Annotated in this window: 11 protein-coding genes; 4 read left to right on the forward strand and 7 right to left on the reverse strand. The window is 60.2% G+C overall.

What is annotated here, in order from left to right:
* Position 1: 1 nt before the first annotated feature.
* The 3 genes from ACIOUG_RS14600 to ACIOUG_RS14610 form a co-directional block, all read right to left on the reverse strand.
* Positions 2 to 640 (reverse strand): LysE family translocator, encoded by a 639-nt coding sequence (locus tag ACIOUG_RS14600; protein WP_401066526.1) that lies wholly within the window; start codon positions 638 to 640, stop codon positions 2 to 4.
* Between the two features lie 24 nt (positions 641 to 664).
* A complete protein-coding gene (locus tag ACIOUG_RS14605) occupies positions 665 to 1,093 on the reverse strand; it encodes an NUDIX domain-containing protein (protein ID WP_401066527.1) in 429 nt (142 codons plus the stop codon).
* A 274-nt stretch (positions 1,094 to 1,367) separates the two neighbouring features.
* Complete coding sequence (locus tag ACIOUG_RS14610) at positions 1,368 to 2,189, reverse strand: carbon-nitrogen hydrolase family protein (RefSeq protein WP_401066529.1); 822 nt, start codon at positions 2,187 to 2,189, stop codon at positions 1,368 to 1,370.
* 123 nt (positions 2,190 to 2,312) lie between these two features.
* Here ACIOUG_RS14610 and ACIOUG_RS14615 point away from each other — a divergent pair, with 123 nt between their 5' ends.
* Entirely contained in the window at positions 2,313 to 3,113 is an 801-nt protein-coding gene (locus tag ACIOUG_RS14615) for a response regulator transcription factor (protein ID WP_401066530.1), read from the forward strand.
* A 232-nt stretch (positions 3,114 to 3,345) separates the two neighbouring features.
* Positions 3,346 to 4,965 (forward strand): FMN-binding glutamate synthase family protein, encoded by a 1,620-nt coding sequence (locus ACIOUG_RS14620; protein ID WP_401066532.1) that lies wholly within the window; start codon positions 3,346 to 3,348, stop codon positions 4,963 to 4,965.
* 20 nt (positions 4,966 to 4,985) lie between these two features.
* Here ACIOUG_RS14620 and ACIOUG_RS14625 read toward each other — a convergent pair whose 3' ends face one another.
* The 4 genes from ACIOUG_RS14625 to ACIOUG_RS14640 form a co-directional block, all read right to left on the reverse strand.
* Positions 4,986 to 6,545, reverse strand: coding sequence for a hypothetical protein (locus ACIOUG_RS14625; protein WP_401066533.1), 1,560 nt, complete (start codon positions 6,543 to 6,545; stop codon positions 4,986 to 4,988).
* Entirely contained in the window at positions 6,542 to 6,904 is a 363-nt protein-coding gene (locus ACIOUG_RS14630) for a GtrA family protein (protein WP_401066535.1), read from the reverse strand. The genes ACIOUG_RS14625 and ACIOUG_RS14630 overlap by 4 nt, the downstream gene beginning before the upstream one ends.
* A 114-nt stretch (positions 6,905 to 7,018) precedes the next feature.
* Positions 7,019 to 8,506: a glucosyltransferase domain-containing protein gene (locus ACIOUG_RS14635; RefSeq protein ID WP_401066537.1), complete on the reverse strand. Its 1,488-nt coding sequence runs from the start codon at positions 8,504 to 8,506 to the stop codon at positions 7,019 to 7,021.
* Positions 8,507 to 8,721: 215 nt separating this feature from the next.
* The gene (locus ACIOUG_RS14640) at positions 8,722 to 10,140 is read right to left on the reverse strand and encodes an amino acid permease (RefSeq protein ID WP_401066539.1); all 1,419 of its coding nucleotides are present in this window, start codon (positions 10,138 to 10,140) and stop codon (positions 8,722 to 8,724) included.
* Between the two features lie 631 nt (positions 10,141 to 10,771).
* Here ACIOUG_RS14640 and ACIOUG_RS14645 point away from each other — a divergent pair.
* On the forward strand, positions 10,772 to 11,230 hold the full coding sequence (locus ACIOUG_RS14645) for an REP-associated tyrosine transposase (RefSeq protein WP_401066540.1): 459 nt from the start codon (positions 10,772 to 10,774) through the stop codon (positions 11,228 to 11,230).
* A gap of 402 nt (positions 11,231 to 11,632) precedes the next feature.
* Complete coding sequence (locus tag ACIOUG_RS14650) at positions 11,633 to 14,746, forward strand: transglycosylase domain-containing protein (protein ID WP_401066542.1); 3,114 nt, start codon at positions 11,633 to 11,635, stop codon at positions 14,744 to 14,746.
* The last annotated feature ends 67 nt before the right edge of the window (positions 14,747 to 14,813 follow it).

The following is a 14,813-nucleotide window of genomic DNA, read 5'->3' on the forward strand; positions in this document are numbered from 1 at the left end:
TTCAGGCCGCCTTGCGTTGTTCAAGCATCAGGCGCACGGCCAGGCCACCGAGCACAAAACCCATGACATAACGCTGCAGCGCCAGCCACGTCGGGTTGCGTACGAACCACGAAGCGATGCTTGCCGCGAACAGCGCGATCAACAGATTGACGGTGAAACTGACGCTGATCTGGGTCAGGCCGAGGAGGATACTCTGGGTGAACACCGAACCGTGTTCAGGCGTGATGAATTGCGGAAACACCGAAAGGTAGAACACCGCGATCTTCGGGTTCAGCGCGCTGGTGAGAAAGCCCATGGTGATCAGTTTGCGCGATGAGTCCGCTGGCAGTTGCCTTGCCTCGAACGGCGAGCGTGCACCGGGCTTCACCGCTTGCCAGGCCAGCCACAGCAAGTACAGGGCGCCGGCCCATTTCAGTACTTCATAGGCCAGCGGCACCGCGAGGAACACGGCGGTCAAACCGGCCGCCGCCGCAAACATGTGCACGAAAAACCCGGCCACCACGCCGAGCAGCGACGTGACCCCGGCCTTGCGTCCCTGGCAGATCGAGCGCGAGATCAGGTAGATCATGTTCGGCCCCGGCGTCAGCACCATCAACAGCGCGGCGGCAGCGAAGATCAGCAGGTCTGGAAGCGGGATCATGGTGGGCGTCCTGTGCGTGAATGATCAGGCGATCGCGGTCAGCGAATGGCGATAAAACGGCAGGATCAGGTCGCGTGTCAATGGCGCCAGCAGCAGCCCGGCGTCAGTGGCCGGGTCGATCCAGATCACTTCCTCGATTTCAGCAGCGGGCGTCACCTCGGCGGCGATCGTCAGTTGAAAAATCTGCGCTTGAACGACAAACCCCGGCTCGTTGGCGGCAGGTGCCGAGAACTGCCCGAGAAATGTTGCCTGCGCCGGATCAATCGCCAGCCCCAGCTCTTCTTCCAGCTCGCGGGCGAGCGCATGCACTGGCAACTCATGAGCCTCGATCTTGCCCCCCGGCTGCATGAACGCGGTGGTGCCACGCTTGCGCACCAGCAGGGTCTGGCCGGCGGCATTGAGCAACAGAGCGGCAGCGATGCGAATGGTTTTTTCGTTGGCAAACGTCGACATGAAGAACAAGCCCCTGGCGCAAAAGCCGCAAGCATCACATGCCCTGCGCCGAACGCAAAGTCTCTGTGGCGGCGGGCGACCTGCAACACGGTTGCACTGATTTTTTGCGGATCAGACGGTTATGTCGTCCATGCGGCCGCCTTCGCGAGCAAGCCCGCTCCCACAGGAAGTTCGCGGTGACTGTTGGTCTGGGGGATTGCCACAGGGGAAACGCGGTCACTGAGGGAGCGGGCTTGCTCGCGAAGGCGTCAGACCGACCGACACGGCATCCGGATCAGCGCAAAGGAATCAGCAACTCACGCAATCCCGAAGCGTGCTCCAGCACCTCCCCCGGCAGTTTCAAGCGCTGATCCTGCAGATAGCGATAATCCTTGCGCGCAACCTCCAACTGCCGGAAATCCAGCTCAACACTGAACTGCCCTGCCTCACGCCCCGCTTCGAACAGCAGTGTCCCCAGCGGATCGACCAGCGCACTGCCGCCGGCAAACACCAAGCCGTCATCCCCGGCCCCAACGCGATTGACCATCAGCGCAAACGCCTGATTCTCCTGAGCACGGGCCATGATCGCGGTGCGGTGGGTCGGGCCGTACGGGTCCATGTTGCCGTTGGTCACAATCAGCAATTCGGCGCCCAGCTGTGCCAGTGCACGGGCAGATTCGGGGAATTCGATGTCGTAGCAGATCAGCAGGCCGACGCGCACGCCGTTCCATTCGCAGGTGGCATAGCGGTCGCCAGCCTCGAACACGCCGCGATCCGAAGCCCAGAGATGGGTCTTGCGGTATTTGAGCGCGATGCCTTCGGGGGTGATCAGCAGCGTGGTGTTGTAGAAGCGCCCGTTGTCGTTCTCGGCCATGCCGATCACCACAGCGATGTTGTGCTCGCGGGCGGCGGCCTGCACCGCGCTGACGGTCGGGCCATCCAGCGGCTCGGCGATCTGCGCCACGCTGTCGGCCGTCGGGAAGCCCGTCAGGTGGGTCTCCGGGAACACGATCAGTGACGTATCGGCCGCGCACGCTGCCATCGCTGCGAGGGCGCGCGCAAGGTTGTGTGCCGTGTCCTGGTCACGGCCCGCCAGTTGGGCGAGTTCGACTTTCATGAGTGATCCTTGTGCTGAACATCGGGCGCCGAAAGATTGCCCGGTGGCTGTCTGTGGGCCAGTATGCGCAGCTGCGACCGGCCGGGGAATCACGCGGCCGGGGTAACCCGACAGGGGTAGACGATGACTGTTTCACTGGATGACATCACCTGGCACCGCGCCGTCGGCCAATTGATCGAGGCGCTGGACAAGCCGAATTTCTGGGCGCAACTGGTGCGCCTGCTCGACCAGTATGTGGCGTTCGATAGCTGGGTGGCGCTGCTGTTCAGCGCCGATCAGCACCCGCAGGTATTCGCCGAATGCCCCGGCGAGGACGGCAGTCCCGACCCGCTGTTTCAGGATTACCTGCGCGGGGTATACCTGCTCGACCCGTTCTACATCGCCAGCCGCGAACAGCCGCGCAGCGGGTTGTACCGCCTGTCGGAGGTGGCGCCCGAACATTTCGAGCTGACCGAGTATTACCAGCGATACTTTCGTCTGAATGTGGTCGCCGACGAAATCCAGTTCAATTGCCAGCTCGACGGCGAACGCACGCTGTGCCTGTCGCTGGGCAGTGAAAAACCTTTCACTGGCGAACAGATTGCTTTGCTGTCTTTGATCCAGCCGTGGGTACTGGGCCTGTTGCGTCAACGCTTGCCGCACGAAATCAACGACACCGTGGCCGTCGCTACCGCACCGGCGCAGATCGACTGGCGGGTACAACTGGAAGCGTCGGTGCAACAACTCAAGGGCGCGCACCTGACCGCCCGGGAACTGGATGTCGGACGTTTGATGCTCAGCGGTTGCTCCAGTAAAGAAATCGCCCGTAAGCTGGAAATCTCCGTGGAAACCGTGAAAGTCCATAAGAAACACATGTACAGCAAGCTGGGAATCAAATCCCAGTCGGAGCTGTTTTCGATTTTTCTCCAGGCGCAGAACGCCTGAAAAGCCTTGGCACGCAGGAGATATCTGAAGCTTGGAATCCCCTGTGGCGAGGGAGCTTGCTCCCGCTCGGCTGCGCAGCAGTCGCAAAACCTGGTCACGCGATGCATCAGGCAGACCGTGATGGCCAGGTTTGGGGCTGCTGCGCAACCCAGCGGGAGCAAGCTCCCTCGCCACAAGAGCAAGCCAGTCTGCGCGCCATGGGTAACCATTGAGTCCGAACCAAGGAAACCGTATGAGCCTGTCACTCCTGAGCCGCTACGCCTTCTTTGCCGTCTGCGTGATTTTCACCCTCGCCAGCCTGCCCTTTCTCGACCATGACTGGCTGTGGCCGATCACCGCCGTCACCGGTGTGTTGAGCCTGCTCGGGGTGTTCGATTTGCTGCAGAGCCCGCACGCGGTGCGCCGCAACTACCCGATCCTGGGCAACATCCGCTATCTGGTCGAAGGCATCCGCCCGGAGATTCGCCAGTACCTGCTGGAATCCGACAGCGACGCCCTGCCCTTTTCCCGCGCCCAGCGTTCGCTGGTCTATTCGCGAGCGAAGAATGAAAGCGCCGACAAACCCTTCGGTACGCTGATCGACGTGTATCAATCGGGCTTTGAATTCATCGGCCACTCGATGCGCCCGGCGCCGTTGAGCGATCCCAACAGTTTCCGCGTCACCGTCGGCGGCCCGCAGTGCACCCAGCCCTACTCGGCCTCGGTGTTCAACATCTCGGCGATGAGCTTCGGCTCGCTCAGCGCCAACGCCATCCGCGCATTGAATCAGGGCGCCAAACTCGGCAACTTCGCCCACGACACCGGCGAAGGCAGCATCAGCCCGTATCACCGCGAAAACGGCGGCGACCTGACCTGGGAACTGGGCAGCGGCTACTTCGGCTGTCGCACCAGCGACGGTCGTTTCGACCCGGAACGCTTCGCCACCCAGGCGCAGAATCCACAGGTGCGGATGATCGAAATCAAGATGAGCCAGGGCGCCAAACCCGGCCACGGCGGGATTCTGCCCAAGCACAAGGTCACCCAGGAAATCGCCGACACTCGCGGCATCATGATGGGCGAAGACTGCATCTCGCCGTCACGCCACAGCGCGTTTTCCACGCCGATCGAAATGATGCATTTCATCCAGCAGCTGCGTGAACTGTCCGGCGGCAAACCGGTGGGCTTCAAGTTCTGCCTCGGCCATCCATGGGAGTTCATGGGCATCGCCAAGGCCATGCTGGAAACCGGCATCCTCCCCGACTTCATCGTGGTCGACGGCAAGGAAGGCGGCACCGGCGCCGCACCCGTGGAATTCACCGACCACATCGGCGTGCCGATGCGCGAAGGCCTGTTGTTCGTGCACAACACCCTGGTCGGCCTGAACCTGCGCGACAAGATCAAACTCGGCGCCAGCGGCAAGATCGTCAGCGCCTTCGACATCGCCAGCGTCCTCGCCATCGGCGCCGACTGGGCCAACTCGGCACGCGGTTTCATGTTCGCCATCGGCTGCATCCAGTCGCAAAGCTGCCACACCAACAAATGCCCGACCGGCGTCGCCACGCAAGATGCCCTGCGCCAACGCGCCCTCGTCGTCCCGGACAAGGCCCAGCGCGTCTACAACTTCCACCGCAACACGCTCAAGGCGCTGGCAGAAATGCTCGCCGCCGCAGGCCTTGAGCATCCGTCGCAACTCTCGGCCAAACATCTGGTGCGACGCATGTCGGCGACCGAAATCAAGCTGTTTTCGCAGCTGCATGTGTTTCTTAAACCGGGGGAATTGCTCACGGGCGAGGTGAATGGCGAGTTCTACTCGCGGATGTGGCAGATGGCGCGGGCGGACAGTTTTGAGCCGAGCGAGGTGGTGGCTGCATAAGCGCAACCGGAGTGCCGGCTTCAGTTGAGGTCGGCACTCCGGTCACAGGCAAACGAATACAACGAAACATTCCCCTCCTGCAACGATTGCAGAGGTCTCCTCCCTTTCGCAAAGCGCGGTGGTTCATTCGGCAAAATCGTATCGGTAATCCACCAGATTGTTCGGCCTGCACAATCAAGCACCGTCACACCATCAATATAGGCGTTCATTACCGGATCATTGAGCAGGCCAAACACACCCTGACGGGTGAGCTTCAAGAATTCATCAATTGATGTGCGGATCTCGAACTTTGGATCAATACCTGTGGTGTTGTAATAGGCGAAGCTCGGATACCAGAAAGCACTCGCGATCACGATCTTGTCTCCTGGATGCGCCAGCCGATTCAACTGAATGACCAATGAGCTGAAGCCAGTGTCCTTGCGTGCGTCTGTCCCGTTTAATCCATCGGTTTGTCGGTACACCATCGTCAGACCGTGAACTTGCATAATGACCAACAACAGCAACGCAGCGCTCGCCAGAATGATTCGACGCTGTCCCCAGATATCCATCGCCGCCGCAGAAATCAGCGCGAGGGCCGGCGCGCAGAACACCAGGTATCGGGGTACAAAAAAAGGAAGCGCCAAGGCAACCAGATACAGTGCGAGCAGCGGAATAAAGAAGTAACTGACCAGCAAAACACTGAAGTGACGTTTGCCGGGGTTGCTGATGATGATTGTTCCGGCAAACACCAACATCAGCCCACACGGCAACAGTTGCCACGTCAGAGGTATTGAAGCAGCCTCCCCGAGAACGGTGAACTGCCAGACAAGCGTCAAGGCTCCCTGCAACGTCACAGGCTTTATCCAGTCGAAGGTGCCGATGCTACCCAGCTGCTGGATGAAACGGGGAACCCAGGGCAAATACAGAAACACGATCGCAATATTGGCTACTAACCATGATTGCGCTGAAATCGCCGCCCCGTCGCGAGTGGCCCGGCTCTGCCACCAGAACAGCCAATGCACCAGCACGCACAGCCCTGCGAAGTAGTGGGTATAAAACGCGGCAGTCATCAGCAAAACGTAGATCAACGCAAAGCGTTTTTGCTCAGGCTGTCTTGCCCAACATAGCAATGCCACGGTTGCGGCCATCAGCCAGAATCCAAGCAACGTGTACATCCGTACTTCTTGACTGTAACGCACTGATATCGGTAGGAGCGCCAGTAGTAACGCAGCAATCCAGGTAGCCCTGCGTGTCGAGATCAGGCTCATCAGCTTGATGCAAAGCAGCAACGTGCCGATATCAGCCAACACACTGAATGCACGAGCCGCCAAAGGAGACTCTCCCCACACTGCCACCCAATAATGCAGCAGCACATAGTAAAGCGGCGGGTGCACATCCAGAGCGGTCAACGCCCAGATGCGCGCCGGCGTTTCTCGAGCCAGCAGCAGACTGTAGGCCTCGTCATTCCAGATCGCGGGGACTGTAATGGAGTAGAACCGCACGCACAGCGCAATAATCAGAACTGCCGCCAGAACCAGCCGATCGGCCCGCACTGAAACATTCGCGTCTTTGAAAAAAGGTACGGCGAGCAAGGCTTTCATGTCCGTTGTCCGCGAAACAGCGCGAAGCGGAAAAAGCCGTAACTCAACATCAGGTTCAACGCGGTAAACACCGTGACCGTCAGCAGACCACTCCAGTCACGCGTATCGGCAATCCTGCCGATACCAAAGCTTGCGCCCCCCATCAGACCAATAAACAGCAAATAGCCGAAGATCGGGGTTTTGCTGTCGAAGGTGTAGAGCATGTTCACGTAAAACGAGAACGCCGTCGCCACGCAGAACGCGGCGAAGTTGCTGGCTGCCTGGGTCAACCCGATGGCGCTGCACAAAACAAAAAAAATCTGCCAGTGGATCAGGGCATCGGCAATTCCAATCACTGTCAGCGCAGGAAATCCTTTCATTACGGTTCCTTGCCATGGCGTGGTCCGGCTGATTGTCGAAGCTAGGGCAAGTCGCTCGAGTGGTCTACTGTCAGAAATTACAGGTACAGGGTGGATTGCGACGGACGGTCAGGGTTACCACTGCAGCAACCTGCCATGAGGCGGTTCTTTCATCACGATGAAGGCGTAATCGCCAATCAGGTAAATCCGGTAATACAGGCTGTCCACCAGCGCCGGAAAATCCTGATAACCGACGTGGATGGCGTTGCGCCGTTCGCGTTCGGCGACCACGTTGGTGATGCCGGCTGACGGCAGGCTTTCCGCGAGCACGAAGTAGTCGATGTTGAGCAGATAGTGCAGCACCGGCAGCCGCTTGAATGAACCGGTCGCACTGGCCAGCCAGCGATCGGAGTAGCTCACCGACAGGTAGATCCGCTTGGCTTCACGCAGTTCGCGATGGGCGGCGATGTCGTGACTAAGGCTGTACAGCGCGCTGTTGGCAAAGGTTTTCTGCAGGCTCAGTACCCGGCCATACGCGAAGGACAGCGAGAGCGTCGCCAGCAGCGGAATGATCAGCAGCAACGACAAGCGACGGTGCCCGGATGCCAGCGCAACGTGCGCCAAATAGAACAATCCCGACAGCAACACGCCGAACCCCATCAGGGTCCGCGCGCCTTCATTGAAATCCCGAAACAGCAGGGTGATCCCCGGCACCAGCAAAGCCAGAACGGGCAGCGTGAGCAAGCACAGCAGCAGGGTTGGCCAACGGTGCTGGCGGCCCTGAACCAGCCGCACGCAACCGGTGATCGCGCACAACACCAGCGCAGCGAAAACCCATGGGTAGCCGCCGTGAAACAGCAGTGCGACGTTCCGCAGAACCCGAGAGAAATTGATGCCGATCTGCAACAGCGGATTGGCGTCCAGGTTCAACAGATCCGTTCTTCGCAACGTCTCCATGAACGGGTACGCCGTGACGCTGTAGATCAGGATGCCCAGGCCAGCTTGTGCGAGTTTCCAGCCCACCATCCGCAGGATCTCCGGCCACGGCGTTTGCCGCTGAACAGCCCTGATCAACTCGACACAACACAGACCGAAAAACACATTGAGGCTGATCTGATACAGCCCGATCGCCAGCGCCAGCAACGCCGCCGGCACCAGCCAGCGCTGCACCCGCGATGAACCTTCGAACGTGATGGCGTAGAGCACCGCAACCATGCTCAGGACCATGATCGGGCCGTCGTATTGATAGGACAGGTTCTGCAACAGGAACGGGTTGTACCAGAGCGGCAATGGCACCAGACAACAGGCCAGCGTCGGTTCGGCGAAGTAGTGAAAGGTCAGGCGAGTCAGCGCCAGACTCATCGCCACGACGGCGAGCAACAGGGGTAACGGGTAGATGTTAGGTGCCGCCCCGGTGAAGGTCAGCGCCTGATAAAACCAGTCGGCAAACAGCCGCCCCTGCCCGGCCCAGGCGTTGCCGGCGGCCAGCGTGCGCCAGTTGTCGTCGATGTAGGGGAATTCGGCGAGGATCAGTGGCAGGACATACAACGCGGTGGCAAGCAGGAAGAACAGCAGGGCTTGCCGGTGACTGAGCTCTCGTTGGAGAAATGCGCTCGCCCTCATGTCTGCGCCTCGGTTCACTGCCGCGCGGGATTGCAAGGTGATACACGTTTGAGCGTTGTTGCAGTGTTTGTATCGCTGTTTCGGACCGGCGGTAAAACGGCAAAAGATCGCAGCCTGCGGCAGCTCCTGCACGGGATATGTATTCACCCTGTAGGAGCTGCCGCAGACTGCGATCTTTTGCTTTTGCTTTTGCTTTTGCTTGCTACCGCGCTACATCAAGTGGCCGAACGCACCGCGCCTGGCGATTCACCGGTCGGCTGCAACTTGAACACGTAGAACAACACCGTCAGCAGCACCAGAAACACCGGCCCCACATACAGCGCCACGCGGGTGTCCGGGAAGTACGCCATCAGGCCGACCACCAGCACCAGGAACGCTAGCGCGAAGTACGAGCTGACCGGGTACAGCCACATTTTGTATTTGAGGCCGGCACGTTCGCTGGCGCTCAGGCCTTTGCGGAATTTCAGTTGCGCCAGCAGGATCATCACCCAGGTCCAGATCGCGCCGAAGGTCGCAATCGAAGTCACCCAGACGAAGACTTTCTCCGGCACAAGGTAGTTGAGCAGCACGCCGATCAGCAGCGCGAAAATCGACAGCAGCAACGCGCGGCGTGGCACGCCATTGGAAGTCTTGGCGAAACCGGCCGGGGCCTGGCCGTTCTGCGCCAGGCTGTAGAGCATGCGCCCGGTACTGAAGATGCCGCCGTTGCACGACGACAGTGCCGCGGTGATCACCACGAAGTTGATGATGCCGGCGGCGGTCTTGATGCCCAGACGTTCGAAGGTCATCACGAACGGGCTGCCCTGGGTGCCGATCTCGTTCCACGGGTAGATCGACAGGATCACGAACAGCGCACCGACGTAGAACAGCAGAATGCGCCAGAACACCGAGCCGATCGCGTTCGGGATGGTCTTCTGCGGGTTCCGCGCTTCACCGGCGGTCAGGCCGATCATCTCGACACCAAGGTAGGCGAACATCACCATCTGCAGGGACATCAGCACACCGGTCACGCCGTTGGGCATGAAGCCGCCGTGGGCCCACAGGTTGGAAATCCCCAGCGCCACGCCGTCGTTGCCGAAACCGAAGGCGATCACGCCGATGCCGCCAATCACCATGGCGATGATGGTGACGATCTTGATCAGGGCGAACCAGAACTCGAATTCACCGAAGGCTTTTACCGCGATCAGGTTGATCGAGCCCATGCTGACCAGCGCCGCGAGGGCCCAGATCCAGCGCGGCACATCGGGGAACCAGATACCCATGTACACGGCGACGGCGGTGATTTCCGCGACGCAGGTCACCAGCCACAGGAACCAGTAGTTCCAGCCGGTGAGAAAGCCCGCCAGCGGGCCGAGGTAGTCCTGGGCGTAACGACTGAACGAGCCGGCCACCGGGTTGTGCACGGCCATCTCACCGAGGGCGCGCATGATCACCAGGATCGCCAGGCCGCCGAGAATGTACGACAGCATGATTGCCGGACCGGCCATTTCAATGGCCTTGGCCGAACCCAGGAACAGGCCGACGCCGATACAGGCGCCGAGCGCCATCAGGCGGATATGCCGTTCACCGAGTTCGCGTTTGAGCGGGCCGCCGTGAGCGGTCTCGCCATGGGGCAGGTGATTGCCGACTGGCATAGGGATACAACCTCGTCTTGTTATTGGATATGACCACCGAGTGGCGAAGCGTCGACCGATAGGCCCAGGCTTCCCGAAACCGCGCTTGCCTCGTGGGCAAACGCGTCTCGCAGGTCCCGACCTGCAAGATCAGCGGGGCGTGCAGTATAAAAAGCTTGTGACAGGGCTTTTCACTCTATAAGCAACAACATTCAGCGGGAACTCTCGGCAGAAAGCCGGATTACGGAGAGGCATTAACTGCTTTACGTAGGAATAGTCGCCACCAAAAAGGCCGGCGAGTATTGCACAGCGTTGGTGCATCGTCATGCCCTTGGGTGGGTGGTATTGAAGATTTAACAGCTCTAAACCGGTACTCCTCAGTTCATATGGCCCATTTGCGCTGAAAGCTCTTGTGGTGAGGGGATTTATCCCCGATGGCCTGCGCAGCAGGCCCAAGTTCTTCAAATTTGGTCACCCTTGGTCAGGGCCGCTTCGCGCCCCATCGGGGCGGTGCGACGTTTCGCTGAATCCCCTCGCCACAGGCAACCCCATCTACTCGCCACGTCCGAAAATTCCTACGGCATTTACAGATCCCACCCAAGTAATCCGCCACTAGCCTTCAGGCCTTGATCACTGAACGCAAGGAGCGAACATGCCAGTCAAACCAAATACCTACCGTCTTCGTTTAGGCCGACACTCCGAAACAGGTCGAGCCTATTTCGTCACTTCTGTCGTGTATGACCGACAGCCGGTATTTTCCGACTGGCGCACAGGCCGTTTATTGGTTGCAGAGTTTCGCCACGCCCATGAACAAGGCTTGGTGGAATCCATTGCCTGGGTGGTCATGCCTGATCACTTTCATTGGCTGATGCAGTTGAACAGCGACAATCTTGGCAATGTCATTGGCGCGGTTAAGGCGCGCTGCACCCAAGCCGTTAACAGGAAAACCGGTCGTCGCGGCCGATTGTGGCAAACCGGTTTCCACGACCGCGCCATCCGTGACGGTGAGGACTTGAAACCGTTCGCCCGTTACATCGTCGCCAATCCGCTACGGGCAGGACTGGTGGAGCGGATTGGCGACTACCCGCTTTGGGACGCCTGCTGGCTCTAGGTCCGTTACCGAAGCCGATCATGGTGAGGAGATTTATCTTTGGTCAGAAGATTTATCTGTGGTCAGAAGATTTATCTGTGGTCAGGAGATTTGAATGTGGCGAGGGGATTTAGCCCCGATGGCCTGCGCAGCAGGCCCAAGCTCTTCAAATGCGGTGCCCCTGGGTTAGGGGCCGCTTCGCGCCCCATCGGGGATAAATCCCCTCGCCACAGGTAAATCCCATCACCACAGATTAATTCCATCACCACAAATAATCCCCTCTCCACAGATAACCTCCACACAAAACAGCCACCGACTTCAGTTTTGTTCAGATGGCTACCCCGCACATTTTTTTCCCCATCCGCCACCACCGTCTAAGCTTCAGTCAAGTCCGATCAATCTGCGTGAATGGATCAATCGACTATGGGCGCTTTGTGGCAAACCGATTCGAGTAAAGCCGTGGTTCCGACTGAACGTGTGGATGAAGCGCCTGTCCCCCCAAAAAAAAGCCGCAACCGGCATGGCTGGAAGGCGTTCTGGTTATTGCTGCTGATTATCGCAATCGTGCTGGGCCTGGCCGCGAGCAAGGAGATGCGCACCTCGCGTTTTCAGTCCCGTGAGCTGAGCCAATACGCCGCCTCGCTCAAATATCAGCTGGAACCCGGCCCCAGCGAAGCGATCCGCTACCCGGGCAACGGGCCGTTCGATCTGCGTCTGGGTTACAGCTCTCTCGATGAATTCCTGCCGCGCCTGCTCAAGCGCGATTACGTCGTCACCGAGCAGACGCGGTTTTCTCCGGCATTGCTCAGCTATACCGACAAAGGTCTGTTCGTGCCCTATTCGGAAAAGATTCAGGCCGGGCTGTCGATCACCGATTGCCGCGCCGCGCCGTTGTACCAGTACAAATATCCGCAGCAGCTGTATTCGAGTTTTGCGGCGATTCCGCCGGTGGTGGTCAGCAGTCTGCTGTTCATCGAAAACCGCTTTCTGCTCGACCCCAAACAACCGCTGGCCAACCCGGCGGTGGACTGGCCGCGTTTCGGCATGGCGGCTTGGTCGCAAGTGGCGAAGCTGCTCCATCTGCCGGGGCAATCGGCGGGTGGCAGCACCCTGGCGACGCAACTGGAGAAGTACCGGCACTCGCCTGACGGCCTGACGGTCTCCGGCGCGGAGAAGATCCGCCAGATGCTGTCCGCCAGCGTTCGCGCCTATCAGCCCGGCCCGGACACCCTCGGCGCGCGGCAGAACATCATCCGCGACTACCTCAACAGCGTGCCGCTCTCCGCCGTGCCGGGGCATGGCGAAGTCCACGGCATGGCCGAAGGTTTGCGGGTCTGGTACGGCAGCGATTTCAACCAGGCCAACGCACAGCTGAACAGCCCGGCCACCGACCCGAAAACCATGGCCGACAAAGGCCTCGCCCTGCGCGAAATGCTCTCGCTGATGATCGCCCAGCGCCGCCCTTCGCATTACCTGACCAAGGGCCGTGAAGAGCTCGCCGACCTCACCGACAGCCACTTGCGCCTGCTCAAACAGAACGGCGTGATCGACAGCGCGCTGGCCGATGCCGCGCTGGCGAGCAAGGTCACTTACCGCGACTGGCAGACCCAGCCGACGATCCAGCCGATCGAAACCAACAAGGGCATCAGCGTCGCCCGCAGCCGTCTGGCGAGCATGCTCAACCGTCCGCTGTACGACCTCGATCGTCTCGACCTGTCGGCCACCAGCACCTTGCAGGGCGAGCTGCAGACCCAGGCCACCGACTACCTGAAAAAACTCGCCGACCCGACCTTTGCCGGGCAGATCGGTTTGATCGGCGAACGCCTGCTGACCCCCACCAGCACCACCCAGGTGCGCTACAGCTTCACCCTGTTCGAGCTGACCCCGGACGGCTCGCGGGTGCGGGTGCAGACCGACAGCACCGATCAGCCGTTCGACATCAACGAAGGCAGCAAGCTCGAACTCGGCTCGACAGCGAAGATGCGTGTGCTCACCACTTACCTGCAAATCATCTCCGAACTGCACGACAAGTACGGCGCCATGAGCGTGCCGGAACTGAAGAAAGTCGAGGTGCCGGATCAGGACCGGCTCAGCCAGTGGGTGATCGATTACCTGATCCAGAACAAGGATCACGACCTGTCGAAAATGCTCGGTGCCGCGCTTGACCGCAAATATTCGGCCAGCCCCGGTGAGGCGTTTTTCACCGGTGGCGGCCTGCACGTGTTCCACAACTTTCGCAAGGAAGACAACGGCCGCATGCCGACCCTGCGCGATGCCCTGCGCGAGTCGATCAACCTGCCGTTCATTCGCCTGATGCGCGACGTGGTGCGCTACGTCACCTACTCCGGCCCCAACAGCAGCGCCGAATTGCTCAAGGACGACCGCGACCCGCGGCGTCAGGAATACCTGGCCAATTTCGCCGACCGCGAAGGGACTTCGTTCCTGCTCAAGTTCTGGAAAAAGTACAAGAACAAGGACACCCAGGCGCGCCTCGAGACCTTCCTCGACAGCATGCGCCCGACCCCGATCCGCATGGCTGCGGTGCACCGTTATCTGCTGCCCAATGCCAGTCAGGAAGACTTCAACAGCTTCGTGCGCGCACACCTGAAAGGCGCCAAGCTCAGCGAAAAACTCACCGATGATCGTCTGATCCGCCTGTACGACGCCTACGGCCCGGGCACCTACGATCTGCCCGATCAGGGCTTCATCGCCAAGGTCCACCCGCTGGATCTGTGGCTGATGGGCTACCTGCTGCACAACCCGGACGCCACCTTCAGTCAGATCGTCAAGGCCAGCCAGTTCGAGCGTCAGGAAGTCTACAGCTGGCTGTTCAAAAGCAAACACAAGGGCGCCCGTGACAGCCGCATCCGCACCATGCTCGAGATCGAAGCGTTCCTCGAGATTCATCAGCGCTGGCAGAAAGTCGGCTATCCGTTCGACCACCTGGTGCCATCGCTGGCCACCGCCATCGGCAGTTCCGGCGACCGCCCTGCCGCGCTGGCCGAGCTGATCGGCACCATCCTCAATGACGGCGTGCGCATGCCGACCCTGCGCATCGACAGCCTGCATTTTGCCGCCGACACCCCGTATGAAACGCGCCTGACCAACGACCCGCATGTGGGCAAACGGGTGATGCCTTCGGAGGTCGCTACGGCGATGCGCGAGGCGTTGTCGCAAGTGGTGGACTCGGGCACGGCGAAACGCGTTTCCGGCAGTTTCAAAACCGCCGACGGCACGCCGCTGGTGATGGGCGGCAAGACCGGCACCGGCGACAACCGCATCGAGGCCATCGGCTCCGGCGGGCGGATTCTCAGTTCGAAGTCGATCAACCGCACGGCGACGTTCGTGTTCTACATCGGCGACAACCACTTCGGCACGCTGACCGCGTTCGTTCCCGGGCGCTCGGCGGAGAACTTCAAGTTCACCTCGGCGCTGCCGGTGCAGGTGCTCAAGGGCATGGCGCCGATCCTCTCGCCGTACCTGCAACCGGGCACGCACACCATGTGTCAGGCACCGCAGACCACGGCGGCGCGTTAAGGCATACAAACGCGCAGTCGGTGCAGTAACCCGGCATTTTTCAGCGTTGAATTTTCGAAGGATCGGC

Source organism: Pseudomonas sp. NPDC087803 (assembly GCF_044742995.1).
GTDB lineage: Bacteria > Pseudomonadota > Gammaproteobacteria > Pseudomonadales > Pseudomonadaceae > Aquipseudomonas.

What these genes read in the sequence shown, in the direction of transcription:
- ACIOUG_RS14640 (WP_401066539.1), bottom strand. Translation starts at nt 10,140, where the DNA reads ATGCCAGTCGGCAATCACCTGCCCCATGGCGAGACCGCTCACGGCGGC.
- ACIOUG_RS14650 (WP_401066542.1), top strand. Translation starts at nt 11,633, where the DNA reads ATGGGCGCTTTGTGGCAAACCGATTCGAGTAAAGCCGTGGTTCCGACT.
- ACIOUG_RS14625 (WP_401066533.1), bottom strand. Translation starts at nt 6,545, where the DNA reads ATGAAAGCCTTGCTCGCCGTACCTTTTTTCAAAGACGCGAATGTTTCA.
- ACIOUG_RS14605 (WP_401066527.1), bottom strand. Translation starts at nt 1,093, where the DNA reads ATGTCGACGTTTGCCAACGAAAAAACCATTCGCATCGCTGCCGCTCTG.
- ACIOUG_RS14635 (WP_401066537.1), bottom strand. Translation starts at nt 8,506, where the DNA reads ATGAGGGCGAGCGCATTTCTCCAACGAGAGCTCAGTCACCGGCAAGCC.
- ACIOUG_RS14630 (WP_401066535.1), bottom strand. Translation starts at nt 6,904, where the DNA reads ATGAAAGGATTTCCTGCGCTGACAGTGATTGGAATTGCCGATGCCCTG.
- ACIOUG_RS14615 (WP_401066530.1), top strand. Translation starts at nt 2,313, where the DNA reads ATGACTGTTTCACTGGATGACATCACCTGGCACCGCGCCGTCGGCCAA.
- ACIOUG_RS14645 (WP_401066540.1), top strand. Translation starts at nt 10,772, where the DNA reads ATGCCAGTCAAACCAAATACCTACCGTCTTCGTTTAGGCCGACACTCC.
- ACIOUG_RS14600 (WP_401066526.1), bottom strand. Translation starts at nt 640, where the DNA reads ATGATCCCGCTTCCAGACCTGCTGATCTTCGCTGCCGCCGCGCTGTTG.
- ACIOUG_RS14610 (WP_401066529.1), bottom strand. Translation starts at nt 2,189, where the DNA reads ATGAAAGTCGAACTCGCCCAACTGGCGGGCCGTGACCAGGACACGGCA.
- ACIOUG_RS14620 (WP_401066532.1), top strand. Translation starts at nt 3,346, where the DNA reads ATGAGCCTGTCACTCCTGAGCCGCTACGCCTTCTTTGCCGTCTGCGTG.